The 24867-nt window shown below is 70.4% G+C and carries 22 protein-coding genes; 12 read left to right on the top strand and 10 right to left on the bottom strand.

All coding sequences use genetic code 11. From position 1 onward, the window contains the following. Positions 1–299 precede the first annotated feature (299 nt). Positions 300–797 (top strand): tyrosine-type recombinase/integrase, encoded by a 498-nt coding sequence (locus tag SALPAC3_RS26025; RefSeq protein ID WP_050563703.1) that lies wholly within the window; start codon positions 300–302, stop codon positions 795–797. On the opposite strand, the gene ychF is transcribed toward SALPAC3_RS26025, so the two are convergent. The 3 genes from ychF to SALPAC3_RS0118650 all read right to left on the bottom strand — a co-directional run bounded on the left by ychF (position 787) and on the right by SALPAC3_RS0118650 (position 3307). Further along, a complete protein-coding gene (gene ychF, locus SALPAC3_RS0118660) occupies positions 787–1872 on the bottom strand; it encodes a redox-regulated ATPase YchF (protein WP_026185705.1) in 1086 nt (361 codons plus the stop codon). The genes SALPAC3_RS26025 and ychF overlap by 11 nt on opposite strands. Before the next feature lie 170 nt (positions 1873–2042). Then, on the bottom strand, positions 2043–2774 hold the full coding sequence (locus SALPAC3_RS0118655) for a Type 1 glutamine amidotransferase-like domain-containing protein (protein WP_018222705.1): 732 nt from the start codon (positions 2772–2774) through the stop codon (positions 2043–2045). Between the two features lie 53 nt (positions 2775–2827). Beyond that, positions 2828–3307, bottom strand: a complete 480-nt coding sequence (locus SALPAC3_RS0118650) for a hypothetical protein (RefSeq protein WP_018222704.1) — start codon at positions 3305–3307, stop codon at positions 2828–2830. Positions 3308–3443: 136 nt separating this feature from the next. Between SALPAC3_RS0118650 and SALPAC3_RS0118645 the strand changes: the two genes are divergently transcribed. From SALPAC3_RS0118645 to SALPAC3_RS0118630, 4 genes are read left to right on the top strand one after another with little or no spacing between them, the layout of a single operon-like run. Continuing rightward, positions 3444–4886, top strand: coding sequence for an AlkA N-terminal domain-containing protein (locus tag SALPAC3_RS0118645; protein ID WP_018222703.1), 1443 nt, complete (start codon positions 3444–3446; stop codon positions 4884–4886). After that, positions 4883–5395, top strand: coding sequence for a methylated-DNA--[protein]-cysteine S-methyltransferase (locus tag SALPAC3_RS0118640; RefSeq protein ID WP_018222702.1), 513 nt, complete (start codon positions 4883–4885; stop codon positions 5393–5395). Before SALPAC3_RS0118645 ends, SALPAC3_RS0118640 begins: the two co-directional genes overlap by 4 nt. Before the next feature lie 36 nt (positions 5396–5431). Further along, on the top strand, positions 5432–7249 hold the full coding sequence (locus tag SALPAC3_RS0118635; RefSeq protein WP_018222701.1) for an ABC transporter ATP-binding protein: 1818 nt from the start codon (positions 5432–5434) through the stop codon (positions 7247–7249). After that, the gene (locus SALPAC3_RS0118630) at positions 7246–9144 is read left to right on the top strand and encodes an ABC transporter ATP-binding protein (RefSeq protein WP_018222700.1); all 1899 of its coding nucleotides are present in this window, start codon (positions 7246–7248) and stop codon (positions 9142–9144) included. Before SALPAC3_RS0118635 ends, SALPAC3_RS0118630 begins: the two co-directional genes overlap by 4 nt. Before the next feature lie 156 nt (positions 9145–9300). Here the strand turns inward: SALPAC3_RS0118630 and SALPAC3_RS0118625 are convergent, their stop codons facing one another. From SALPAC3_RS0118625 to SALPAC3_RS0118610, 4 genes are read right to left on the bottom strand one after another with little or no spacing between them, the layout of a single operon-like run. Beyond that, the gene (locus tag SALPAC3_RS0118625) at positions 9301–10011 is read right to left on the bottom strand and encodes an ABC transporter permease subunit (RefSeq protein WP_018222699.1); all 711 of its coding nucleotides are present in this window, start codon (positions 10009–10011) and stop codon (positions 9301–9303) included. Between the two features lie 3 nt (positions 10012–10014). Continuing rightward, entirely contained in the window at positions 10015–10971 is a 957-nt protein-coding gene (locus SALPAC3_RS0118620; RefSeq protein ID WP_018222698.1) for an ABC transporter ATP-binding protein, read from the bottom strand. Further along, entirely contained in the window at positions 10968–11846 is an 879-nt protein-coding gene (locus SALPAC3_RS0118615) for an ABC transporter permease (protein WP_018222697.1), read from the bottom strand. Before SALPAC3_RS0118615 ends, SALPAC3_RS0118620 begins: the two co-directional genes overlap by 4 nt. Further along, the gene (locus SALPAC3_RS0118610; RefSeq protein ID WP_018222696.1) at positions 11839–12753 is read right to left on the bottom strand and encodes an ABC transporter ATP-binding protein; all 915 of its coding nucleotides are present in this window, start codon (positions 12751–12753) and stop codon (positions 11839–11841) included. The genes SALPAC3_RS0118615 and SALPAC3_RS0118610 overlap by 8 nt, the downstream gene beginning before the upstream one ends. 126 nt (positions 12754–12879) lie before the next feature. Between SALPAC3_RS0118610 and SALPAC3_RS0118605 the strand changes: the two genes are divergently transcribed. Continuing rightward, positions 12880–13458, top strand: coding sequence for a DM13 domain-containing protein (locus SALPAC3_RS0118605; protein ID WP_018222695.1), 579 nt, complete (start codon positions 12880–12882; stop codon positions 13456–13458). A 90-nt stretch (positions 13459–13548) separates the two neighbouring features. Next, entirely contained in the window at positions 13549–15075 is a 1527-nt protein-coding gene (gene cysC / locus SALPAC3_RS0118600; RefSeq protein ID WP_018222694.1) for an adenylyl-sulfate kinase, read from the top strand. A 265-nt stretch (positions 15076–15340) separates the two neighbouring features. Here the strand turns inward: cysC and SALPAC3_RS0118595 are convergent, their stop codons facing one another. From SALPAC3_RS0118595 to SALPAC3_RS0118585, 3 genes are all read right to left on the bottom strand, one after another. Beyond that, positions 15341–16555: an NADP-dependent isocitrate dehydrogenase gene (locus tag SALPAC3_RS0118595; RefSeq protein WP_018222693.1), complete on the bottom strand. Its 1215-nt coding sequence runs from the start codon at positions 16553–16555 to the stop codon at positions 15341–15343. Between the two features lie 160 nt (positions 16556–16715). Beyond that, entirely contained in the window at positions 16716–17666 is a 951-nt protein-coding gene (locus tag SALPAC3_RS0118590; protein ID WP_018222692.1) for a malate dehydrogenase, read from the bottom strand. A gap of 122 nt (positions 17667–17788) precedes the next feature. Next, complete coding sequence (locus tag SALPAC3_RS0118585; RefSeq protein WP_018222691.1) at positions 17789–18649, bottom strand: bifunctional methylenetetrahydrofolate dehydrogenase/methenyltetrahydrofolate cyclohydrolase; 861 nt, start codon at positions 18647–18649, stop codon at positions 17789–17791. Between the two features lie 432 nt (positions 18650–19081). On the opposite strand from SALPAC3_RS0118585, the gene SALPAC3_RS0118580 reads away from it, so the two are divergent. From SALPAC3_RS0118580 to SALPAC3_RS0118560, 5 genes are all read left to right on the top strand, one after another. Next, complete coding sequence (locus SALPAC3_RS0118580) at positions 19082–20683, top strand: peptide ABC transporter substrate-binding protein (RefSeq protein WP_018222690.1); 1602 nt, start codon at positions 19082–19084, stop codon at positions 20681–20683. An 89-nt stretch (positions 20684–20772) separates the two neighbouring features. Next, complete coding sequence (locus SALPAC3_RS0118575) at positions 20773–21711, top strand: ABC transporter permease (RefSeq protein ID WP_026185704.1); 939 nt, start codon at positions 20773–20775, stop codon at positions 21709–21711. Further along, on the top strand, positions 21704–22672 hold the full coding sequence (locus tag SALPAC3_RS0118570; RefSeq protein ID WP_018222688.1) for an ABC transporter permease: 969 nt from the start codon (positions 21704–21706) through the stop codon (positions 22670–22672). Before SALPAC3_RS0118575 ends, SALPAC3_RS0118570 begins: the two co-directional genes overlap by 8 nt. 5 nt (positions 22673–22677) lie before the next feature. Then, positions 22678–23763, top strand: a complete 1086-nt coding sequence (locus SALPAC3_RS0118565; protein WP_018222687.1) for an ABC transporter ATP-binding protein — start codon at positions 22678–22680, stop codon at positions 23761–23763. Continuing rightward, entirely contained in the window at positions 23747–24787 is a 1041-nt protein-coding gene (locus SALPAC3_RS0118560; RefSeq protein WP_018222686.1) for an ABC transporter ATP-binding protein, read from the top strand. The genes SALPAC3_RS0118565 and SALPAC3_RS0118560 overlap by 17 nt, the downstream gene beginning before the upstream one ends. Positions 24788–24867 lie beyond the last annotated feature (80 nt).

Below are 24867 nucleotides of genomic sequence, written 5' to 3'. Positions count from 1 at the left end.
CTACTACTCGGCACCAACTGACGCGAGAGTAGTTGGCGGCGGCAGCCCCGGTGGAAACGAGTCGACCGAGAGCAACCATCACCAACAGCAGATGTTGCCGGCGGTCTACGTCCGGGATCTCGGCCAGCTCGTCAATGGTCAGGAACATCGACGAAGGGGTCAATGGCGTTTGAATCCAGGAGGGCGGGAGCACCCGCCACGGATGAGCTGTGGTCGATTGAGGGCGTGTCGACGTACCTCCGGGTTCAGGTGAACTTCTCGCGCTACGCGTCCAGGACATCGACCACGTCAGCCGTACGGTGCGGATCGAATGGCAAGCTGCGCCGCAGTCCAAGGTCCGAACCGAGCCGAAGACCCGCCGGTCCCGTCGAACGGTCCCGCTACCAGAGGTGGTGTCGACGGCTCTGCGTGAACACTCGGAACAGTTCCCGCCTGCTGACGACGGCACGATCTTCACCACCCGCTTCACGGGTCCGTACCGGCACGACTATTACGGCTCGCTGATCTTCTCGGCGGCGGTGAAACGGGCCGGACTGCCGGAGGGCACCACGAGTCACGACCTGCGGCACCACTGCGCGTCGGTCCTGCTGATGCAGGGCGAGTCGGTCACTGTCGTCGCCGAACGCCTGGGGCACGAGAACGCAAGCCTCGTCCTGTCGACCCACGGTCACCTGATGCCGGACTCGGAGAAAGCACCCGCCGCGCGGTTGACGACGCGTGGGGTTGTGCCCCCGGTGTGCCCAGAGCGACAGTCCAACCGCCTGAGCTTGCGGAAACAGGCCGGTTTCAGACGTTGAAGCGGAACTCCACGACGTCGCCGTCCTGCATGATGTAGTCCTTGCCCTCGATGCGGACCTTGCCCACCGCCTTCGCGGCGCTCATCGACCCGGCCCCGAGCAGGTCGTCGTAGGAGACGACCTCCGCCTTGATGAAGCCGCGCTGGAAGTCGGTGTGGATGACCCCGGCGGCCTCCGGGGCACTCGCCCCGACCGGCACGGTCCAGGCCCGCGCCTCCTTGGGGCCGGCGGTGAGGTACGTCTGGAGCCCCAGCGTGCGGAAGCCGACCCGGACGAGTTGGTCCAGCCCGGGCTCGGCCTGCCCGATCGACTCCAGTAGTTCGCGGGCTTCCGCCTCGGGCAGGTCCACCAGCTCCGATTCGATCTTCGCATCCATGAAGACGGCCTCGGCGGGGGCGACCAGGGCCCGCAGCTCGTCGAGGAACTCGGCGTTGGCCAGTTCGGCCTCGTCGACGTTGAAGACGTACAGGAAGGGCTTGGTGGTCAGCAGGTGCAGCTCGCGCAGGTGCTCCAACGCGACACCGGCGGCGGCCGCGCCCGCGTACAGGGTGGTGCCGTTGTCGAGCACCTCCACAGCGGCCTTGGCGGCGGTCACCGCGGCGGCCCGGTCCTTGCGGAGCTTGGCCTCCTTCTCCAGCCGGGGAATCGCCCGCTCCAGCGTCTGCAGGTCGGCGAGGATCAGCTCCGTGTTGATCGTCTCGATGTCGTCCGCCGGGGCGATCTTGCCGTCGACGTGCACAACGTTCGGGTCGGAGAAGGCGCGGACGACCTGGCAGATCGCGGCGGCGTCCCGGATGTTGGCGAGGAACGCGTTGCCCCGCCCCTGGCCCTTCGAAGCGCCCCGGACCAGCCCGGCGATGTCGACGAACGACACCGGCGCGGGGATTACCTTCTGCGAGTCGAAGATCTCGGCGAGCTTGCCCAGCCGCTCGTCCGGCAGGCCGACCACACCGACGTTGGGCTCGATGGTGGCGAAGGGATAGTTCGCCGCGAGCACGTCATTCTTGGTCAGCGCGTTGAAGAGGGTGCTCTTGCCGACGTTGGGCAGGCCGACGATGCCGATGGTGAGACTCACGACGAGCCAGCTTACGCCGCCACCACCCGGCACCCGGCACCCGGCACCCGGCACCCGGCACCCGGCACCCGGCACCCGGCACCCGGCACCCGGCACCCGGCACCCGGCACCCGGCACCCGGCACCCGGCACCCGGCACCCGGCACCCGGCAGATGATTCCTGCTGCCGCCTCAGTCCAGCAGGCGTGGGCCGATGGGTGTCTCCCGGATGCTGCCGTCCGGACCGCGACTGACCTCGTACGCCGACGCACCCGGCCGGTCCGCCACCGCCTCGACCAGCCGCTCACCCCGGTAGAGCAGACCGACGCCGTCGTCGGTGCACCGGCTGGTGGGCAGCGTGCCGTCGCCGACCAGCCGGTGCATCAACGGGCGCCGCTGGTCTTCACTGTCGTAGTGCACCCCGTTGCCGTACGGCAGCCAGCCCAACCCGTCGGTGAAGCCGCGCAGGGTGGTCCCGAAGCTGTCGGTGGCGCCGCCGGCGTGCCAGCAGATCGAGCCGGCGGACACCCCGCCGAGCACGACCCCGGCCTCCCAGCACTCCCGCAGGATCTCGCCGAGGCCGTGCACCCGCCACACCGCCACCAGGTTCGCCACGCTGCCGCCGCCAACCCAGATCACGTCCTGCGCCCGCAGGTGGGCCCGCACGTCCTCGACGTTCGGCATCGGGAACAGCGCCAGGTGGGACATCCGGAACCGGCTGCCGGCGAACCCCTCGTAAACCCGGGCCAAGGTGGCCGGCTGGTCCCCCTCGGCCTGGTTGAGGAAGCAGATCCGCGGCTCCGCCGCGCCGGCCAGGTCGGCGGCCAGGTCGAAGACCGGGTTGGTCCGCCGGGGCTGGCCAGCGCGTCCGGGCGCGAAGATGCCCATGCTGGTGGCGAGGATGGTGGGTTCGGTGGCGGCCACGGTCTTCCTTTCCGTCGGGTGCGTCGCCCATCCTGCCCCGAGGGCGGCCTCGGTCAGTCCCGGGGGCGGGCCTGGCGGGGGATGACCGGCTCGATCCGCGGCGTTTCCGGGGGCAGTTCGGCGGCGGCGGCGAGCGGCAGGGTGAAGCGTGCGTCGGCCGCCGGCCCGACCGCGTGCGACTCGCGGAGCATCCAGCGAACCTCGTCGGCGGTCCACCCCAGCCCCGGCCGGGCAGCGATCTCGCCGAGCAGCCGCAGCGCCGCCCGGGTGTCATCGTCGTAGAAGCGCACGCACCAGTGGTGCACCCACATCCCGAGGGCACGAAGCCGATCGTTGTCCAGGGAGCGGACGAGCCGACCGCTGGCGGTCTCCTCGAACGCCCGCTCCGGGTTTCCGGAACGGTCCCGGTCCAGCGCTCCGACCGCCGCCGGGGCGACCACCCGCATCCGGGTGAAGAAGCCCTGCGTGACCGCCGGATCCAGCGGCGGGTGCCCCTCCCGTGTCAGTGCCCGCCCGCCCGCCCCGCTCGCCATCGCCGCACCCTTCTCCCGTGATCTGGTGTGCGAGACGGTACCGACCAGGACCGACCGTCCCTGCCTCGGGCACCCCCGTACGCCGACGTCCGATTCCCGCCAGCCGTTCGGCTCCGGACGGAGGCATCATCGGTGCGTGGACCTGGACTTTGAACGGTGTTATCGGGCCGTTGACAGCCGTGACCAGCGGTTCGACGGCTGGTTCTACACCGGTGTGCTCACCACCGGCATCTACTGTCGGCCATCCTGTCCGGCGACCACCCCGAAGCGAAATAACGTGCGGTTCTTCCCATCTGCTGCCGCGGCGCAGGGGGCCGGGCTGCGGGCCTGCCGCCGATGCCGGCCGGATGCGACCCCCGGTTCACCGCAGTGGGATCTCCGGGCGGACCTGGTGAGTCGGGCCATGCGGCTAATCGCCGACGGCGTGGTCGACCGCGACGGGGTGCCCGGTCTGGCGGCGCGGCTCGGCTACACCGAGCGCCACCTGCACCGGCTTCTCCGCACCGAGTTGGGCGCCGGCCCGCTCGCGCTGGCCCGTGCGCAGCGCGCGCAGACCGCGCGGACCCTGATCGAGTCCACCAACCTCGGGCTGGCGGAGGTCGCGTTCGCCGCCGGGTTCGGCAGCGTACGGCAGTTCAACGACACGCTCCGCGCGGTGTACGCGGTCCCGCCGTCCGAACTGCGGGCCACCCGACGAGGTCCAACGACACCCGCGGGACCCGGCGCCATCACGGTACGGCTGGCCTACCGCCCCCCACTGCACGTCGGGGCGCTGCTGGACTTCCTCGCCCCGCGGACACTGCCCGGGGTGGACGAGGTGCGCGCCGGTACCTACCACCGGGGCCTGCGGCTGCCCCACGGCACCGGCACGGCGGCGCTGACCCCGACGGAGCGGCACGTGGTGGCGACCCTGCGCCTGACCGACCTGCGGGACCTGGCACCGGCGGTGGCCCGGTGCCGGCGGCTGCTCGACCTCGATGCCGATCCCACCGCGGTGGACGCCGCCCTCGCCACCGATCCCGCACTGGCCCCGATGGTCACGGCGGAACCCGGGGTCCGGGTGCCCCGTGCGGTCGACGGTTTCGAGGTGGCCGTCCGTGCGGTCGTCGGCCAGCAGGTCTCGGTGGCCTCCGCCCGCACCACGCTCACCCGGCTCCTGCGCCAGCTCGCCACCCCGGTGTCCGAGGCGGGAGGCGGGGAGTTGTCCGGGTTCCCCGCCGCTGCGGAGGTGCTTGCCGCGCCGGATTCGGCCTTCCGGATGCCGGCCGCCCGCCGGGAGACGCTGCGTCGGCTTGCGGCGGCGGTGGCCGCCGGGGAGATCGACCTGGAGCCGGGTGGGGATCGGCAGGAGACCCGGCGGCGGCTGCTGACCCTCCCCGGGATCGGGGCGTGGACCGCGGACTACGTCGCGCTCCGCGCGCTCGGCGACCCGGACGTCCTACTTCCCACCGATGTGGCCGTTCGCCGGGGCGCCGCCGCCCTCGGCCTCCCCACCAGCCCCGACACCCTGTACTCGTACGCCGACCGCTGGCGCCCCTGGCGCTCGTACGCGCTGAGCCGACTCTGGAGAGCAGCATGAACATGATCGACGCCACCGTCGCCGACACCCCGGCCGGCCCGCTCGGCATCCTCGCCGGACCGGACGGGGTGGTCCGCGCCGCCGGCTTCACCACCGACCTGCCCGCCCTGCTCACCCTGGTCCACCCACGCCTGCGTGGTCCGTTGCGCCAACGACGCGACCTCGGCCCGGTCACCGCCGCCGTCGCGGCGTACCTGGATGGGGAGCTGACCGCGGTTGACGGAGTTCCGGTCGAGCAGCACACCGACGGCGCGTTCCTGGCCCACGCCTGGAACGTGCTGCGGGACCTGAAGCCGGGCGATCCGGTCACCTACACGGAGCTCGCCGGGCTGGCGGGTCGCCCAGCAGCGGTCCGCGCCGCCGCGGCGGCCTGCGCCCGGAACGCTGCCGCGCTCTTCGTCCCCTGTCACCGGGTGCTACGCACCGACGGAACGCTCGGTGGCTACCGCTGGGGCCTGGATGTGAAGGAATGGCTGCTGAATCATGAGCGGCAGTTGACAACAAGCTGACACCGGCGACGGTCCTAAAAGACGTAACGTCGGGTAGTGCCCGCGGAGGTTGACGGTTATCCGGGCCCCACCACGGGCCGACATCCGCTCGACAGCCTCTGGCGGCTGCGGCACTACCTGCGCCCATACGCACCGGAGTTCGCCTGGCTCTTCCTCGCCGGCCTGGCCGCCGTGGCGGCGGGGATCGCCGTACCGCTGGTGGCCCAGCGGGTGGTGGACGGTCCGGTCGCTCGGCAGGATCCCGCCGGGCTGTTCCGCCTCGCCGGCCTGGCGCTGCTCTTCGGGCTCGCCGAAGCAGTGCTGATCTTCGTCCGCCGCTGGGTGCAGTCCTCCTCCTCGCTGGGGATCGAGACGGCCATCCGGGCCGACATCTACGCCCACCTGCAACGGTTGCCGGCCAGCTTTCACGACCGGTGGCAGTCCGGCCAGCTCCTCTCCCGGATCACCACCGACCTTTCGGCGATCCGTCGGTTCCTCTCCTTCGGCCTGCTCTTCCTCGCCCTGAACCTGGTCACATACACCGTGGTGGTGGCGCTGCTGATCCGGCTACACCCCATGCTGGGCCTGGTCGTGGCGGTCAGCGCCATCCCGCTGTTCCTCGTCGCCCGGCGGTTCGCCCAGGCGTACCACGCCGCCTCCCGACGGATGCAGGACCAACAGGGCGACCTGGCCACGCTGGTGGAGGAGACCGCGCAGGGGCTACGCACGGCTAAGGCATACGGGCGCGGGCCGGAGCTGGCCGCCCGATTCGCCGTCAGCTCCCGAGCGTTGCACGACACCGCGGTCGGCAAGGGACGGCTGCTCGCCGACACCTCCGCCCGGCTCGACCTGGTGCCGAACCTGACCCTGGGCATCGTCCTCGTCGCTGGCGCGGGCGCCGCCGCGGCCGGCACGCTCACCATCGGCGAGCTGGTGGCCTTCGTCAGCCTCCAGCTCCTGCTGATCTGGCCGGTGCAGGGCCTGGGGTGGATCATCGCGGGCGGGCAGGAGGCGGCGACCGCGGCTGACCGGATCCGGGAGGTGTTGGACACCCCACCCGCGATCCTGGACGCTCCCGACGCCGCCGCCCCACCCCGCGCCCAGCTCCGCGGTCGGTTGCGGTTCTCCGGTGTCTCGTTCCGGTACCCGGATGCCCGCGAACCCGTGCTGCGCGACGTTGACCTCACCATCGAGCCGGGCGAGACGGTGGCGCTGGTCGGCGCGACCGGCTCCGGCAAGAGCACCCTGCTGTCGCTGGTGCCCCGGCTACACGACGTGACCGGCGGCCACATCACCATAGACGGGTACGACGTGCGGCACCTGCAGCTGGCGACGCTGCGCCGGCTGGTCGGGGTGGCCTTCGAGGAGCCGACGCTCTTCTCCATGTCGGTGTGGGAGAACGTGACCCTGGGCCGGCCCGACGCCGGCGACGAGGAGGTCTGGGCCGCGCTCACGCTGGCGCAGGCCACCTTCGCCTACGACCTGCCGTGGGGGTTGGCGACCCGGGTCGGCGAGCAGGGCCTGTCCCTCTCCGGCGGGCAGCGGCAGCGGCTCGCGCTCGCCCGGACGGTGCTCAGCCGCCCCGCCCTGCTCCTGCTCGACGACCCCCTGTCCGCCCTCGACGTGCACACTGAGGCGCTGGTCGAGACGGCGCTCCGCCGGGCCCTGCCCGACACGACAACGCTGGTCGTGGTGCACCGACCGGCCACGATCGCGCTCGCCGACCGGGTCGCCCTGCTGGAGGGCGGCCGGATCACCGCGCTGGGCCGGCACGCTGACCTGCTCGCCACCGTGCCGGCGTACCGTGCCCTGCTCGCGGCCGAACCGGGGCCACCGGCGGGCGATCCGACCCCCAACGGCCTGGTGCGCTCGTGACCGACGGCGACAATCCGGGCGGTGACCCGCGGTCGGCCGTCCCCGTGCGGAGGCCACTGCCGGCCCAGGAGAACTGGCGGGGCATCGCGGTCGACCCGGACGCCGACCGCAGCCGCGCCGAAGACACCGATCCGGCGGCGGTGGCCCGGCTGCGCGCCCGCAGCCGAGCGCTGCTGCGCAACCTGCTCCACCCGCACCGCCGACAGCTCGCCGTCGCCGTCGCGCTGCTACTCATCCAGAACGTGGCGGGAATGGCCGGACCGTATCTGGTGATGCTCGGCATCGACCGGGCCATTCCGCCGCTGCGGGCAGGTGACGCCGGGCCGTTGACGTACATCGCGGCCGCGTTCGTCGTCGCCACGGTCGCCGAGTACGCCGCCCGTCGCGGCTTCCTGGTCCGCTCCGCCCGGATCGGTCAGGCGGTGCTACTCGACCTCCGACGCCGGGTGTACCGGCACTTCCTGCGCCTGTCGGTCACCTTCCACGAGCGGTACACCTCCGGGCGGATGGTCTCCCGGCTCACCAGCGACCTGGACTCCATCGGCGAGTTGGTCGGCGGCGGCATCGACAGCCTGGTCCTCGCCGCCCTGTCAATCCTGTCGGTGGCGGCGATCCTGCTCTGGCTGGACCTTCCGCTGGCCGCCGTGACACTACTGGCGTTCCCGTTCCTGTTCTGGCTGTCCCGCTGGTTCGCCCGCACCTCGGCCGTCGCGTACCGGTGGACCCGGGACACCATCGCCCTGGTTATCGTGCACACCGTCGAGTCGCTGCGCGGGATCCGGGCGGTGCAGGCGTTCCGCCGCGAGCCGCGCAACCAGCGGATCTTCACCCGGGTCAACGACGACTACCGACGGGCCAGCCTGCACGCGTTCCAGCTGATCGCCACCTACTCACCCGGGGTCAAGCTGATCGGCAACGTGACCATCGCGGCGGTGCTCTGCTACGGCGGGTGGCGCGTCCTCAACGGTCACGCGGAGGTCGGGGTGCTCGCCGCCTTCCTGCTCTACCTGCGTCGGTTCTTCGAGCCGATGCAGGAGCTGAGCCAGTTCTACAACTCGCTGCAGTCGGCCACCGCGGCGCTGGAGAAGCTCGCCGGGGTGCTGGACGAGCGACCGGAGGTGCCGGAGCCGGCCCGCCCGGTGCCACTGCCGGCCGTCGGGCGCGGTGCGGTCACCTTCCACTCGGTCTCCTTCGGGTACTACCCGCAGTCCCCGATCCTGCGCGGGCTGGACCTGGACATCCCCGCTGGACAGACAGTCGCGCTGATCGGACCGACCGGCGCCGGCAAGTCGACCATCGCCAAGCTGCTCGCCCGTTTCCACGACCCGAACACGGGCGCCGTTTCGCTGGGCGGCGTGGACCTGCGGGACGTCGCCGACGCCGACCTACGGCAGGCACTCGTCCTGGTCACGCAGGAAACCCACCTCTTCGGCGGGACGGTCGCGGAGAACATCCGCTTCGGCCGGCCGGACGCCGACGACGACGCGGTGGCGGCGGCGGCGAAGGCGATCGGCGCGGACGAGTTCATCACCGCGCTGCCCGACGGGTACGCCACCCAGGTGCATCGCCGCGGCAGCCGGCTCTCAGCCGGTCAACGGCAGCTCGTCGCGTTCGCCCGGGTGTTCCTGGCCGACCCGGCGGTGCTGATCCTCGACGAGGCAACCTCGTCCCTCGATGTCCCGACCGAACGAGCGGTCCAGCGGGCCCTGGCCACCATTCTGCGCGACCGCACCGCGTTGGTGATCGCGCACCGACTCTCCACCGTCGAGATCGCCGACCGGGTGGTGGTGCTGGAGTCGGGACGGATCGTCGAGGACGGTCCACCGGCGCGACTGGTCCACAGCGACGGGCGGTACGCCGCGCTACACCGCCAGTGGCTCGACTCCCTCAGCTGAGCAGGGGGCGGTTCGACGAGTCGCACCCCGCCGGGTTGGCACGCGATCGCCGCCCAGCCGCCCCGAGACGGGGCCAGCGGTGATCGACCAGCGCTCCATTGTTCGACCGTTTCCAGTCGCCACTCAGAAGCCTCCTCGCCGCTGCCCCGCCACTCCTCAGCTGGTTTCGCCGGCCACACTGAACGACCGGAGCCGATCAACCGCCAGGGCGGTGAAGCCGACCGCGATCAGCGTGCTCATCACCGCCGCGACCGGCACCGAGACATCGGTGCCGAGCAGCTCAGTCGGGGCGAACCGGTCGGCGAGCGCGATCACGTACTGCTGGATGGAGAGCACCTTCGTACCGCTGACGAAGTTGCCGAGCAGCCCCTCCCAGATCAGCACGTAAACCAACCCGAGCAGCACCGGGCGGCGCGTGACCAGGCTGAGCGCGAGGAAGAACGCGCAGTAGGCCAACGCGCCGATGGAGGCGGCGGCGGCGAGCGCCAGACCGACCCGGACCGAGCTGGCGAGCACACCGGCCACATACAGCGGCACGGCAACGGTGACCGCGGTGACCCCGGCCGCCACGGCCAGCTTGGGCAGCACGATCTGCCAGCGCGGCAACGGCTTGGTGAGAAGGTGCACCACGGTGCCGTCATCGATCTCCGCGCCGAGCACCCCGGTCCCGACGATCAACGCGATCACCGGCAGCACCACGGCCAACCCGAGACCGACCAGCACCGGCGGCCCCCACTCGCCGGGATCCACCCCCAGCGCGCGGGAGAGCACCGCGAGCAGAATCAGCAGCACCGGGAGCGGGAACAGCAGCAGGAAGCGACGCCGCCCCAACAGCCCCCGGGCGGTGATCCAGGAAACAGTCGACATTGGTCAGGCCTCCACCAGGTAGGAGAACACGCTCTCCAGGGACTCGTCCTCGGGCACCAGCTGCCGCACCCGGATTCCCCGGGCCGGGGCGACCTTGGGCAGCACCCGGGTGAAGGCGCCGTAGTCGCTCACCCGCACGGTCAGCCCGGCCTGGCCCAGCTCCACGCCGGTCACCGACGGTTCCGCCATCAGCGCCACGGCGAGCGCCCTGTCGTCGGTGGAGCGGACCGCGAAGACATGGGGCCGGTTGGTCATCAGTCGGCGGATCGTCCGGAAATCGCCGGAGGCGGCGAGCCGGCCGGCGACCATCACCTGCACCGTGCCGGAGAGCTGCTCGACCTCCTCCAGGATGTGCGAGCTGAACAGGATGGTGCGCCCGGCGCCGCCGAGGCGGTGCAGCAGGTCCATCATGTGCAGCCGCTGTCGCGGGTCCATCCCGTTGAACGGCTCGTCGAGCAACAGCACCTGCGGATCGTGGACCAGCGCCGCCGCCACCCGCGCCCGCTGTCGCATGCCCTTGGAGTACGTGCCGATCCGGCGGGACTGCGCCCCCTCCAACTCGACCAGGGCGATCGCCCGGCGAGCCGCCTCCGCCGGGTCCGGCAGCTGGTGCAGCCGTGCGCTGGCCAGCACGAACTCGTACGCGGTGAGGAAGGTGTGCACGGCCTCCCGTTCACTGACCAGGCCCAGTCGCCGGTAGACCTCGGGGTTACGCCAGGTGGGCGCCCCGTCCAGGGTCACCGCGCCACGGGACGGCGCGAGGAAACCGGCCATCATGTGCAGCAGCGTCGTCTTGCCCGCACCGTTGGGGCCGAGCAGCCCGGTGACCCCCGGCCCCAGGATCATGCTGACGTCGTTGACGGCGACCACGTTGCCGTACCAGCGGGAGACCCCCGCCAGATCCAGTCGGCTGCCCGTCGGGGCCGACGTCGACCTCGGCTCCACACTGGTCACGCTCATCGGGTGGCCACCTTCCGGTAGCGGGCCAACAGGAGGACGACACAGCCGGCCACGAGCAGCACGGCCGCGAGGGCGTAGAGCGGACCGAACCCACCGATGGGCAGCCCACCCCCGCCCTCGAAGAGCAGGTCACCGAGCGCCCAGGTGCCCACGCCGTTGACCATGGTCATGGGGGAGGCGAGGAAGGCCAGCTCATTGATCGTCTGCGCGGGCAGGATGGCAAGGATGCCGACGATCGGCGTGGTCATCAGAAAGACCGCGACGATCCCGCCGGCGGCGAACGCCCGCTTGCCGGTGAGTGCGGCGATCAACAGGCCGATAGCGCCGAAGACCGCTGCCCAGAGACCGGCGTAGAGCAGGCCCGGCAGCAGGTCGAGCAGCTCGTTCCAGACCCCCCGTGGCCCCTCCTCGGTGGTGAAGGCGGCGCCAAGGAACATCACCAGCTGCGGACCGCCGAGTAGCAACCAGAGCGCGGTGACCAGGGCGAGGAGCTTGGCCAGCGGATAGTCCGACCGGGCCAGCGGCCGGGAGAAGTACAGCGGCAGCACTCCGCTGCGCAGGTCGCGACTGACCAGTTCGGGGGCGGCGACGGCGGCGAAGAAGATGATCAGCCAGCTCATCGTGTCGGCGAACTGCGCGTACGTGATCACCACCTGACCGATCTGGCTCCGGACGGCGGCGACCACCGCGGCGACCACGATCACGATGCCCACCACCAGCCAAGGGAAGATCTTCGCCTTGGCGCTGCGGCCGAAGCCGAAGACCGTACGCAGCCCGTGCAGGTAGAGCGCGGCGAAGACCGGACCACGGCCGAGGCGGGGGCCCTCGTAGCGCTGGTAGCCGATGTCGTGAATGACTCCGGTCGACTCAGACATGGCTGGGCTCCCTGGTGGCGAACAACTCGGCCACCCGGTGACGACGCTGGTCCAACCGGTGCAGCGGCAGGTCCAGCTCGGCGACCGCGCCGAGGATCTGATCGTAGGTGTCGTCATCGGCCAGCTCGACGAGGAGTAGGCGGCCGTCCCGGCGGACCGGCAGCCGCAGCGCGGCCAGGTGGGCGGCCAGTTCCTCGGTGCCCTCGCTGACCTCCACCGCGAGCACGTCGGTGGCCGAGGTCATGGCGTCGATCCGGTCGGCCCGCAGCAGCCGGCCGCCGTCGATGGCGACCAGCGTGTCGCAGATCCGCTCGACCTCGCCGAGCAGGTGCGAGCAGACCAGCACCGAGATGCCGAACTCGGTGCCGATCCGGTGGATCAGGGCGAGCATCGCGTCCCGCCCGGCCGGGTCGAGCCCGTTGGTGGGCTCGTCGAGCAGGAGCAGGTCCGGGTCGTGCACCAGGGCCTGCGCGAGCTTCACCCGCTGCTTCATGCCGGTCGAGTAGCCGCCGACCGGGCGGTAGCGCTCCTCGTAGAGCCCGACGTGTCGCAGTGCCTCGCTGGCCCGTTCGCGGGCCACCGTCCGTGGCAGGCCGCTGACCCGGCCGAGGTGGGTGACCAACTCGGCGGCGGAGAGGTCGGGCGGCAGGGCCTCGTGCTCGGGCATGTAGCCGACCCGCGCCCGGACCTGGTCGGGCTGGGTGGTCGGATCCAGGCTGAGGACCCGGACCTGCCCGTTGGTCGGCGGGAGCAGGCCGAGCAGGATCTTGATCAGGGTGGACTTGCCGGCGCCGTTCGCGCCGACGAGACCGACGACGCCGGGCTCGACCACGACGGTCAGATCAGCCAGCGCGGTGACCCCACCCCGATAGGTTTTGGTCAGCGACTCGGTCGCAATGAGTGCCACGCTCCCAGCCTAGGCAGGCGCCGCCCGCTGCCGACACCCGACGCGCCCCTGATCAATCCCGTAGGGGGCGGCAGTCGTAAGGCTCCGGTAATTTCACCCACCGACCCCGGCCGGCAGACTGAACGTATGGCCTCAAGACTGCTGCGCGCCCCGCTCACCTGGGTCGCGGTCACCGTTCTCGCCGCCGGCACCGCCTTCGGTCTCTACTGGTTCCAGCCGTGGAAGCTGGTCACCGACACCGAGGTGAACGAAGAATTGTCGGTCGTGGCCACCGATGCGCCGTCATCGCCGGCCAACTCCACGCCAGGCGAAGGCTCTACTCCGGACGAGGGCTCCGCCTCGGACACCAGCCCGGTAGTCGTGCGCAGCGGCGAGTTCGTCACCCACGAACACGACACCAGCGGCACCGCTCGGATCATCCGCACCGCCGATGGCAAGCTGCGGTTGGAACTGGTAGGCCTGGCAACCTCCAACGGTCCTGACCTGCGGGTGTGGTTGACCGACCAGCCGGTGCGGACCGGCGAGGCCGGGTGGCACGTGTTCGACGACGGCCACTGGGTCGAGCTGGGCCGGCTCAAGGGCAACCGCGGCGACCAGGCGTACGACATCCCGGCCGAGGTGAGGCTGGACGAGCTGACCAGCGTGTCAATCTGGTGCAAACGGTTCGCGGTGTCGTTCGGCGCCGCTCCCTTGGCCACTGCCTGAATCCGGCCGCACCCCCGTCTCCTGGAGTGGCACTCGACCGATCCCCCGGTTGGCTGAGAAACTAGTGCCGAACAGTGATTTGGGGGGTTCATGAGTAACGGTTGGGTGCCGCCCGACGAGGTGCTGCGGGACGCGCCGGCGTACTCGCCCCGCCCGGGTGAACTGGCCGACCTGGAGCTGCTCCTCACCGGGGCGTACACCCCGCTGACCGGCTTCATGACCCGCGCCGACCTGGTCTCGGTGCGCCGGCGGGGCCGGCTGGCCGACGACGTTTCCTGGTCGGTGCCGGTAACGCTCCAGGTGCCCACGGCCCTCGTCGAGCGGCTCGACGTCCACGATCCGGCCCACCGCACGTTGGTACTGACCGACGGCGAGGGGGCCCCGATGGCCGCGCTGGAGGTTGCCGACGTCTGGCCGGTCCGCGACGGGGTGACGGGGGTCGGCGGTCCGGTTCGCCGGCTCGGTGACGGCGGGCACGGCCCGTTCCAGCGGCTGCGTCGCACCCCGGAGGAGATTCGCTCACTGCTGCCACCCGGCCGGGTGCTCGGGGTGGTCGCCGACCGGCCGCTACACCGGCCGCAGCTCGCCCAGATCGCCCACGCGACCCGTACCCTCGGCGCCCACCTGCTGGTGTTGATCCCGATCGGTGAGGACGGCGGCGAGTTGCCGCCGGAGGCCCTGGTTCGCAGCGTCTTCGCCGCCCGGGACCGAATGCCGCCGGCGACGCTGGTCGCCGTTCCGCTGCCCCGCCGCCGCGAGGAGATCGCCGACGCGTTGCTCCGGGCGCGGGTCTCGGCGGCGTACGGGGTGACCCATCTGCTCTCCACCGGCGAGACGCTCTCCGGTGCCGGGCTGCGGGTGCTGGTCCCACGGGAGTTGGCCTACGACAACCGCGACGGGCAGTGGCGGTGGCGGGAGGACATCCCGCCGCGCAACCGGCGGCAGGCGCTGACCCAGGCCGAGATCGACGACCTGCTGGACCGGGGTTTCCCGCTGCCGGAGTGGCACACTCCACCGGCGGTGGCGAAGGAGTTGGTGCACGCCCGCCCACCCCGCCGCTACCGAGGACTGGTCATCTTCCTGACCGGCCTCTCCGGTTCCGGCAAGTCCACCATCGCCCGTGGTCTCACCGACGCCCTGCGGGAGCAGGGTGAACGGACGGTCACCCTGCTCGACGGCGATATCGTGCGCCGGGAGCTGTCGGCGGGGCTCGGCTTCAGCAAGGCCGATCGGGACACGAACATCCGCCGGATCAGCTGGGTGGCCGCCGAGATCGCCCGGCATCGGGGGGTGGCGATCTGCTGCCCGATCGCCCCCTACGAGCAGGCGCGGGCCGCCGCTCGAAGGATGACGCTGGCCACCGGGGCGGGCTTCCTGCTGATCCACGTCTCCACCCCGCTGGAGGTCTGCGAGCAGCGGGACCGCAAGGGCCTGTACGCACGCGCCCGCGCCGGCCTGCTGACCGGGATGACCGGAGTGGACGACCCGTACGAGGAGCCGACCGACGCTGACCTGACACTCGACACGACCGACCTGTCGGTGGAGGAGGCGGTGCAGGCGGTCCTGCACCAGCTGGCCGAGACGGGCTGGGTCGAGCCCCGCCACCCGAGCGGATAGCTTCCCGGGAAGGGCCCGGAACCGGGGCGCGGGGGGCCCGGGACAGGGCCCCCCGCTGGGAAGGGACGGCTGGCTGTACGCGACAGCCGGGAAGCTGACGGGCGGCGCACGTCGTGGGCGACCACGGTCAACTTTCCTGGACTCGACTGGCATCTCGTCCATCTGGGTCAACGAGGCGCGCCGAAGAAAGTCGCGCCACCCGCCGGCTCGACCCGGCCCCGCCGACTACCCATCGGTAGTCGGCGGCCCCGTCGGTCGGGATTGGTCAGGCGAGCTTGCGGGCCAGGTTCTCATCCAACGCGTTCATGAACTCGTCGGTGGTCAGCCACGGGGCGTCCCGCGAGATGAGCAGCGCGAGGTCCTTGGTCATCTGACCGCCTTCGACGGTCTCGATGATGACCTTCTCCAGCGTGTTGGCGAACTCGACAACCGCCGGGGTGCCGTCCAGCTTGCCCCGGTGGGCCAGGCCCCGGGTCCAGGCGTAGATCGAGGCGATCGGGTTGGTCGAGGTCTTCTCGCCCTTCTGGTACTGCCGGTAGTGCCGGGTGACGGTGCCGTGCGCGGCCTCGGCCTCGACGGTACGGCCGTCCGGGGTCATCAGCACGGACGTCATCAGGCCGAGCGAGCCGAAGCCCTGTGCGACGGTGTCGGACTGCACGTCACCGTCGTAGTTCTTGCAGGCCCAGACGAAGCCGCCCTCCCACTTGAGCGCCGCGGCGACCATGTCGTCGATCAGCCGGTGCTCGTAGCTGATGCCGGCCGCCTCGAAGTCGGCCTTGAACTCGGCCTCGTAGACCTCGGCGAAGATGTCCTTGAACCGGCCGTCGTACGCCTTGAGGATGGTGTTCTTGGTCGACAGGTAGACCGGGTAGCCACGGTCGAGGCCGTACCGCATGGAGGCGCGGGCGAAGTCCCGGATCGACTCGTCGAAGTTGTACATGCCCATGGCGACCCCGCCGCCGGGGAAGTTGGCGATCTCCATCTCGACCGGCTGGGTGCCGTCGGTCGGGGTGTAGGTGATGGTGACCTTGCCGGGCCCGGGGACGACGAAGTCGCTGGCCTTGTACTGGTCGCCGTGGGCGTGCCGACCGATGATGATCGGCTTCGTCCAGCCGGGCACCAGCCGCGGCACGTTGGACATGATGATCGGCTCACGGAAGACGACGCCGCCGAGGATGTTGCGGATGGTGCCGTTCGGCGACCGCCACATCTTCTTCAGCCCGAACTCCTCGACCCGCGCCTCGTCCGGAGTGATCGTGGCGCACTTGACGCCGACGCCGTGCTCCTTGATCGCGTTGGCGGCGTCAACGGTGGCCTGGTCGTCGGTCTCGTCCCGGTGCTGGATCGAGAGGTCGTAGTACCGCAGGTCGACGTCGAGGTAGGGCAGGATCAACTGCTCCCGGATCTGCTTCCAGATGATCCGGGTCATCTCGTCGCCGTCGAGCTCTACGACCGGGTTGTTTACCTTGATCTTCGCCATCGGCCGGCGCTCCTCTCGGGGGACACATGCTCAAGCAGTACGAGCGTACTGCAAACAATTCCGGTCTCCCCAGCCGGCCTCATTCCAGGATCCCCGAGCCCTTGGTGAGGGCGACGGCAGGCCCGCGGCCGGGTGGCCACGGGGCCTGCCGTCGGGATGATCACATGCTGGCGACGTCGCCCTGCTTGGCGCGAACCGCCTCGGCGGCCTCCTTCAGCGCGGCCAGCTCATCGGCGTCCAGGTCGGTCTCGACGACCCGCCGAACTCCCTGCGCGCCGATCTCCGCCTCCACCCCGAGGTAGACGCCGGAGATGCCGTACTCCCCGTCCACCCAGGCGCAGACCGGCATGACCTCGCCGGAGTCCTCGGCGACGGCCTTCGCCATCCGGGCGGCGGCGGCCGACGGGGCGTAGTAGGCCGAGCCGGTCTTCAGCAGCGCCACCACCTCGGCGCCACCGTTGCGGGTCTTGACCACCAGCTCCTCGATCTGCTCCGCGGGCATCGCCTCACGCAGCGGCTTGCCGGCCACGCTGCTCTTCGACGGCACCGGGACCATGGTGTCCCCGTGCGAGCCCAGCGTCAGCGTCCGCACCGACGCCACCGGTACGCCGAGCGCCTCGGCCACGAAGTTGGTGAATCGGGCGGTGTCCAGCATGCCCGCCTGGCCGAGCACCCGGTTGTGCGGGAACTGGGTGGCGATCTGGGCCAGCGCGGTCATCTCGTCGAGCGGGTTGGAGACCACGATCACGACGGCGTTCGGCGCGTACCTGGCGACGTTCTCGGCGACCTGCCGGACGATCTTGGCGTTAGTCTCCAGCAGGTCCATCCGGCTCATGCCCGGCTTGCGCGGCAGACCGGCGGTGACAACGACGACATCCGAGCCCTCGATGGCCTCGTAGCCCTCGCCGTTGGGGCCGGTGGTCACGCCAACCAGCTTGGTCTCGAAGCCCTCGATGGCCCGCGACTGGTTGAGGTCCAGGGCTAGACCCGCCGGCTTACCCTCCACGATGTCGGTGATCACGACGGTGTCGAAGACGTCGTACTCGGCCAGACGCTGCGCGGTGGTGGAGCCGTAGAAGCCGGCCCCGACGACAGTGACCTTCTTACCCATTGACGTCCCACTCCCTGATACCAGTCGGTTTTTCCGGACCGTATCAGCCATCCTGGCACCGATCCGGTCAGGGGCGGACGGTTATGACCCCGATGCGCGCGCTGCGGTGCCGCTGCGGGACGTCAGCCGCGTTCGGCCCGCTCCACGACGTTGGTCAGCAGCATCGCGCGGGTCATCGGCCCCACTCCGCCGGGCATTGGGACCAGGGCCCCGGCCACCTCGGTGACGCCGGGATCCACGTCGCCGGTGTAGCGGCCCTTACCATCAGGGCCGATAACCCGGGTGATCCCGACATCCACCACGACCGCGCCCGGCGTGACCATATCGGCGGTGAGTAGCCCCGGCACCCCGGCCGCGACGATCACGATGTCCGCGGCCCGGGTGTGCGCGGTGAGGTCGAGGGTGCCGGTGTGGCAGAGGGTGACGGTCGCGTTCTCGCTGCGCCGGGTGAGCAGCAGCCCGAGCGGGCGGCCGACCGTGTTACCGCGACCGACCACGACGACCCGGGCACCTCGCAGCGCCACGTCGTGCCGGCGGAGCAGCTCGACGATCCCGCGCGGAGTGCAGGGCAGCGGCCCCGGGTAGCCGAGCACCAGCCGGCCCAGGTTGACCGGGTGTAGACCGTCGGCGTCCTTGTCCGGATCGATCAGCTCCAGCACCCGCTGGGTGTCGAGGTGGCCGGGGAGCGGCAGTTGCACGATGTAGCCGTGACAGGTCGGGTCGGCATTCAGGTCCGCCAGCACGGCGTCCACCTGCTCCTGCGTGGCGTCGGCCGGAAGCTCCCGACGAAGCGAGGCGACGCCGACCTCGGCGCAGTCCCGGTGCTTGCCGTTGACGTACGCCTGGGAGCCGGGATCGCCGCCGACCAGGACGGTGCCGAGACCGGGAGTGACACCCCGTTCCGCCAGAGCCTTCACGCGTACCCGCAGCTCGTCCTTGATCTGGGCTGCGGTCGCCTTGCCATCCAGAAGCGTCGCCGTCACCTCCAGATCGTCTCACGCCGGCCGCCGCGCGGAGCCGACGACCCGGGCAGCCGGCGGCGCGGCGCTGTTGTGACGGGGGGCACCCAGGGCTGCCAGTCACGTGCAATAAGTCACTCTGAGTAGCCTCAAATGACCCAAACCTGCACGACCAACTGCGGGCAGGGGCACGCCGGACGGGTCGGCGACGGCGGGTTCGGTGGTGCCGTTGCGGGTCGACACCCCCCACCCGATCACCGATTCGTGAGACAAACGTGCAGTTCAGCCGCGGATCTGTAGCACGGAGGGCCGCCCCAGACAAGCCTCATCACCACCCTCCGTTACGGCTTCGCAACCCTTCCGTTGTCGATCGCTGACCGGCGGCCTACCGTTGCCGGTCGTTGCGCAGCGTTACCCAACGTCGGGTCCTGTGCAGCGTGAGGATGAGGAGGCTTCATGCGCGTTCGTAGACTCGCCGCCTGGACGGCCCTCCCGCTGGCGGTGACCCTGGGCCTGACGGCCTGCGGCTCCGGCAGCGGTGGTTCCGGCGGGACCGACCCAAACGCGGCCGTGCGGATCGAGATCGCCGAGCCGCAGCACCTGGTTCCGACCAACACCACTGAGACCAGCGGCTCGCAGGTGCTCGCTGCCCTGTTCAGCCCACTGGTCGACTACGACGACGCCCACCAGGCGTACGAGGTGGCAGCCGAGTCGGTGACGTCCGAGGACAACATCACCTGGACGATCACACTCAAGGACGGCTACACCTTCCACAACGGCGAGCCGGTCACCGCCGACAACTACATCGACGCCTGGAACTACGGCGCCTACGCCCCGAACGGCCAGGGCTCGAGCTACTTCTTCGAGAAGATCGCCGGCTACGAGGACCTTCAGGGCGAGACCCCGGCGGCGCAGACGCTGTCCGGCCTGGAGAAGGTTGACGACCTGACCTTCACCGTCACCCTGTCCGCGCCGTACTCCGACTTCCGGACCATGCTCGGGTACAACGCCTTCTACCCCCTGCCGAAGGCCGCGTTCTCGGAGCCGGGCGTGCTCGACGAGGGCTACGAGCAGGCACCGATCGGGCAGGGCCCGTTCCAGATGAAGGGCACCTGGCAGCACGACGCCCGGGTCGAGGTCGAGCGGTACGACGCCTTCCCCGGCGAGCAGCCGAAGGTGGCGGGCGTCGAGTTCCGGATCTACCAGCAGCCCGCCGCCGCGTACGCGGATGTCCTCTCGGACAACCTCGACGTGATCAAGGCGATCCCGACCGAGAACCTGTCGACCGCCCCCACGGACCTGGGGGAGCGGTTCCAGACCAGCCCCGCGTCGTCCTTCCAGTTCCTCTCCTTCCCGACCTACCAGGAGGAGTTCAGCAACCCGGACGTGCGTAAGGCGATCTCGATGGCGATCGACCGGGAGGAGATCACGAAGGCGGTCTTCAAGGACTCGCAGACGCCGGCCCGCTCGTTCGTCTCCCCGGTTGTCGCGGGCTACCGCGACAACACCATCGGCGACGCCGGCACCTTCGACCCGGCCAAGGCCAAGGCGCTCTACCAGAGCGTGGGCGGCCCGAGCCGGCTCGAGATCTCGTACAACGGCGACGGCGGCCACAAGGACTGGATCGACGCCACCTGCAACCAGCTCCGGGCGAACCTGGATGTGGAGTGCGTCGGCAGCGCCGAGCCGAAGTTCTCCGACCTGCTGACGAAGGTCAAGGCGGAGCAGCCGGTCGGCCTGTTCCGGATGGGTTGGGTCATGGACTACCCGTCCATGGAGAACTACCTGGGCCCGCTGTACAGCAGCAACGGCTCTGCGAACTTCTACGGCTACGAGAACCCCGAGTTCGACAAGCTGGTCGCCGAGGGTTCGGCGGCGGCCTCCGAGGAGGAGGCGATCGCGAAGTACCAGCAGGCCGAAGACCTGCTGGCCGAGGACCTGCCGGTGATCCCGCTGCGCTACGGCCAGCACGTCTTCGGGCACTCGAGCAAGGTCACGAACGTGGAGTTGGACCTCTTCAACCGGGTCGACCTGCTGAAGATCGAGGCAGTCCAGTAGTTCGGTAACGAGCGGCGTGGTCGGGTCACCGGGTAGCTGGTGACCCGACCAAGCCTCCCCTTCGCCCTTTTTCAGAGAGACTGCCTAGTATGGTCCGCTTTATTCTGCGACGACTGCTCCAGATGGTCCTCGCCTTCTTCGGGACCACACTGATCGTCTACGCGCTGATGTTCGCCGGTCAGGGTGACCCCATCCAGGCGCTCGCCGGCGAACGCCCGGTCACCGAGGCCCAACGGGCGTACCTGACGGAGAAGTTCCACCTGGACCGGACCGGCATCGACGGCTTCTTCTACCGCTACTTCGACTACATCCGGAACCTTCTCCAGGGCGACCTCGGCGAATCCCTCACCGGACGGCAGATCGGCGACATCCTCGCCGCCGCCTGGCCGGTGACGATCAAGTTGGCCCTGATCGCGATGGCGGTTACCGTGCTCGTCGGGGTCACCGCCGGTGTGCTCGCCGGAGTTCGCCGGGCCAGCATCTTCGACAACTCGACGCTGCTGCTGACCCTGGTCGTCCTCGCCGTGCCGACCATCGTGCTGGCACCCATCGCGCAGTACCTCCTCGGCGTCCGGTGGCAGCTCTTCCCACCCACCGCCGGCGCCGACCCCGACTTCTACTCACTCCTACTGCCGGGGATCGTCCTCGGTTCCCTCTCCCTGGCCACCGCACTGCGGCTGACCCGGACCGCCGTAGCCGAGAACCTGCGCGCCGACTACGTCCGCACCGCCCGGTCGAAGGGCCTGGTCAAGCGACGGATCGTCGGCATTCACGTGCTGCGCAACTCACTCATCCCGGTGGTCACCTTCCTCGGCGTCGAGTTGGGCAACCTGATGGGCGGCGCGATCATCACCGAAGGGGTGTTCAACATCCCCGGGGTCGGTTTCAACCTCTTCCGCGCCATCCGCACCGAGGACGGTCCGCTGGTGGTGGGGATCGTCAGCGTGCTGGTCGTGGTCTACCTCATCGCCAACCTGGTGGTGGACGTGCTCTACGCCGTACTCGACCCGAGGATCCGCTATGAGTGATTTCGAGACGGTGGCCGCGTCGGAGGATCCCCACGCCCGGCGCGGCCCCTCCGGCGAACCCAACGCGCCGAACCAGATCGGCGGCACCTCCGTCACCCCCGGCCGACCGCGCAGCCTCGCTGGCGACGCCTGGCGGGACCTACGGCGAAAGCCGATCTTCTGGATCAGCTCCGCCCTGGTCCTAGTGGTCACCGCGATGGCCGCCGTGCCCGCGCTGTTCACCACCGCCGACCCGGCCGACTGCCTACTCTCCCGGCAGCACGCCGGCCCCTCCGGCGGAGCGATCTTCGGGTACGACTTCCAGGGCTGCAACACGTACGCCCGAGCGGTCTACGGCGCTCGCGCCTCGCTCCTGGTCGGCGCCCTCTCGGCGCTGCTCACCGGACTGATCGCGCTCACCGTCGGCATGCTCGCCGGCTACTTCGGCCGATGGATCGACGCCGTCCTCTCCCGGGTGATCGACATCGTGCTCGGTATCCCACTGCTGCTCGCCGCGATCGTGCTGCTCAAGCGAGTCGCCAGCGACAGCGCGACGATCCGAATCGCGGCCGTCATCTTCGTCCTGGCGGTGCTCGGCTGGACGACGACGGCCCGGGTGGTCCGCTCGTCGGTGATCACCGCGAAGGAGCAGGACTACGTCTCCGCCGCCCGGATGCTCGGCGCGAGCAACAGCCGAATCATGTGGCGACACATCCTGCCCAACACGCTCGCCCCCGCGATCGTGGTGCTGACCATCGCCCTCGGATCGTTCATCGCGGCCGAGGCGACGCTCTCCTTCCTCGGCATCGGGCTCAAGGAACCCACGATCTCCTGGGGCATCGACATCAACAACGGCCGGGTGCACATGCGGGAGTCGGCCACCCCGCTGATGGTCCCGTCGACCTTCCTCGCGCTGACCGTGCTGGCGTTCATCATGCTCGGCGACGCGATCCGAGACGCCTTCGACCCGAAACTCCGGTGAGCCCCATGCGCGGGAACCGGCCCACCCGTGGCAGCGAGCGAAAGGCAGGCGCTGTGTCCCAGTCCGCAGTCCAACCCACGCCCGCCTCCCCCACTCCGGAGGGCGGCCACCTGCTTGAGGTACGGGACCTGCACGTCGAGTTCCGCACCGGAGAAGGTGTGGCGAAGGTGATCAACGGTGTCTCGTACCACCTGGACGCCGGGGAGACCCTCGCCGTGCTCGGTGAGTCCGGCTCCGGCAAGTCAGTCACCGCCCAGGCGATCATGGGCATCCTGGACACCCCGCCCGCGGTGATCCGCTCCGGGCAGATCCGCTACCAGGGCCGCGACCTGCTCGCCCAGTCCGAGGAGCAACGCCGGCAGGTGCGCGGCACCGAGATCGCCATGATCTTCCAGGACGCCCTCTCCGCGCTGAACCCGACCTTCCCGGTCGGCTGGCAGATCGGCGAGACGCTGCGCCAACGGGCCGGGATGTCCCGCGGCGACGCCCGCCGGCGGGCGATCGAACTGATGGAGCTGGTCAAGATCCCGGCCGCGGCCAGCCGGCTCGGCGACTACCCGCACCAGTTCTCCGGCGGCATGCGGCAACGCGTCATGATCGCCATGGCGTTGGCACTGAACCCGAAGGTTCTCATCGCCGACGAGCCGACCACCGCGCTGGACGTGACCGTGCAGGCCCAGATCATGGACCTCCTGTCCGACCTGCGCCGAGACCTCCGCATGGCGATGATCCTGATCACCCACGACCTCGGCGTGGTAGCCGGCGTCGCCGACCGGATCGCCGTCATGTACGCCGGGCGGATCGTCGAACACGCCGACGTCCGGTCGCTGTACAAGTCACCCGCCCACCCGTACACCAAGGGGCTGTTGGAATCGATCCCCCGGCTGGACTTCCACGGCCAGCAGCTGTCGACCATCCGGGGCCTGCCACCGAACCTGATGCGGATTCCCTCCGGCTGCCCCTTCCACCCCCGATGCCCGTACGTCCAGCAGGTCTGCGTGGACGTCGTTCCGCACGACCTGGTCCTCGGCGACGGCCGGACCAGCGCGTGCCACTTCGCGCAGGAGGTCCGCGATGACCGCGCCCGCTAGCCCGCCGAAGAAGGTACGCGGCGAGCCGATCCTGGCCGTCGAGAACCTGGTAAAACACTTTCCGATCACCCGGGGCGTCGTCTTCCAACGCCAGATCGGAGCGGTCCGTGCCGTGGACGGGGTCAGCTTCGACCTGCGCCGTGGGGAGACCCTCGGCATCGTCGGCGAGTCCGGCTGCGGGAAGTCCACGTTGGCCCGGCTGCTGATGCGGCTGGAGATCCCGACCTCCGGAGTGGCGACCCTGGAGGGGCGGGACCTCTTCGCCGCCCGCGGCGGGGAGTTGCGCCGGCTACGCCGCAACATGCAGATGGTCCTCCAGGATCCGTACACCTCGCTGAACCCGCGCATGACCGTCGGCGACATCATCGGGGAGCCCTTCGAGATCCACCCGGAGGCGGCGCCCAGGGGCAGCCGACAGCGGCGAGTCCAGGAACTGCTGGACATGGTCGGGCTCAGCCCCGAGCACATCAACCGGTACCCACACCAGTTCTCCGGCGGCCAGCGACAGCGCATCGGCATCGCCCGCGCGCTCGCGCTGCGCCCCGAGGTGATCGTCTGTGACGAGCCGGTCTCCGCGCTGGACGTCTCGATCCAGGCACAGGTGATCAACCTGCTTGAGCAGCTGCAGGACGAGCTCGGCCTCTCGTACATCTTCATCGCCCACGACCTGTCGGTGGTACGGCACATCTGCGACCGGGTCGCGGTGATGTACCTGGGTCGGATCGTCGAGCTCGGCACCGAGGAGGAGATCTACCAGCGGGCCACCCACCCGTACACCCAGGCGCTGCTGTCGGCGGTGCCGGTGCCCGACCCGGAACAGCGGGACAACCAGAACATGATCCGCCTGATCGGCGACGTGCCGAGCCCGGCGAACCCGCCGAGCGGCTGCCGGTTTCGCACCCGGTGCTGGAAGGCGCAGGATGTCTGCGCCACCCAGGACCCGGACACCGTGCCGCGCGCCGCCGACCCGCACCCGTCGGCCTGCCACTTCGCCGAACTCCGCGAACCGGCGTCCCCCTCCTGACGACCGCATCCCAGGGCGCCGGGATCAACCGGTCCGGCGGGCGCCGCCCGTGGCGCCCAGCTTCCTGGTGCCCACCCGAG

Source organism: Salinispora pacifica DSM 45544, from assembly GCF_000378845.1.
Classification (GTDB): Bacteria; Actinomycetota; Actinomycetes; order Mycobacteriales; family Micromonosporaceae; genus Micromonospora; species Micromonospora pacifica.
This window is presented reverse-complemented; position numbering and strand designations above follow the sequence as displayed.

What these genes read in the sequence shown, in the direction of transcription:
- SALPAC3_RS0118650 (WP_018222704.1), bottom strand. Translation starts at nt 3,307, where the DNA reads ATGGCGAGCGGGGCGGGCGGGCGGGCACTGACACGGGAGGGGCACCCG.
- SALPAC3_RS0118640 (WP_018222702.1), top strand. Translation starts at nt 4,883, where the DNA reads ATGAACATGATCGACGCCACCGTCGCCGACACCCCGGCCGGCCCGCTC.
- SALPAC3_RS0118625 (WP_018222699.1), bottom strand. Translation starts at nt 10,011, where the DNA reads ATGTCGACTGTTTCCTGGATCACCGCCCGGGGGCTGTTGGGGCGGCGT.
- SALPAC3_RS0118620 (WP_018222698.1), bottom strand. Translation starts at nt 10,971, where the DNA reads ATGAGCGTGACCAGTGTGGAGCCGAGGTCGACGTCGGCCCCGACGGGC.
- SALPAC3_RS0118615 (WP_018222697.1), bottom strand. Translation starts at nt 11,846, where the DNA reads ATGTCTGAGTCGACCGGAGTCATTCACGACATCGGCTACCAGCGCTAC.
- SALPAC3_RS0118605 (WP_018222695.1), top strand. Translation starts at nt 12,880, where the DNA reads ATGGCCTCAAGACTGCTGCGCGCCCCGCTCACCTGGGTCGCGGTCACC.
- cysC (WP_018222694.1), top strand. Translation starts at nt 13,549, where the DNA reads ATGAGTAACGGTTGGGTGCCGCCCGACGAGGTGCTGCGGGACGCGCCG.
- SALPAC3_RS0118595 (WP_018222693.1), bottom strand. Translation starts at nt 16,555, where the DNA reads ATGGCGAAGATCAAGGTAAACAACCCGGTCGTAGAGCTCGACGGCGAC.
- SALPAC3_RS0118590 (WP_018222692.1), bottom strand. Translation starts at nt 17,666, where the DNA reads ATGGGTAAGAAGGTCACTGTCGTCGGGGCCGGCTTCTACGGCTCCACC.
- SALPAC3_RS0118580 (WP_018222690.1), top strand. Translation starts at nt 19,082, where the DNA reads ATGCGCGTTCGTAGACTCGCCGCCTGGACGGCCCTCCCGCTGGCGGTG.
- SALPAC3_RS0118575 (WP_026185704.1), top strand. Translation starts at nt 20,773, where the DNA reads ATGGTCCGCTTTATTCTGCGACGACTGCTCCAGATGGTCCTCGCCTTC.
- SALPAC3_RS0118570 (WP_018222688.1), top strand. Translation starts at nt 21,704, where the DNA reads ATGAGTGATTTCGAGACGGTGGCCGCGTCGGAGGATCCCCACGCCCGG.
- SALPAC3_RS0118565 (WP_018222687.1), top strand. Translation starts at nt 22,678, where the DNA reads ATGCGCGGGAACCGGCCCACCCGTGGCAGCGAGCGAAAGGCAGGCGCT.
- SALPAC3_RS0118560 (WP_018222686.1), top strand. Translation starts at nt 23,747, where the DNA reads ATGACCGCGCCCGCTAGCCCGCCGAAGAAGGTACGCGGCGAGCCGATC.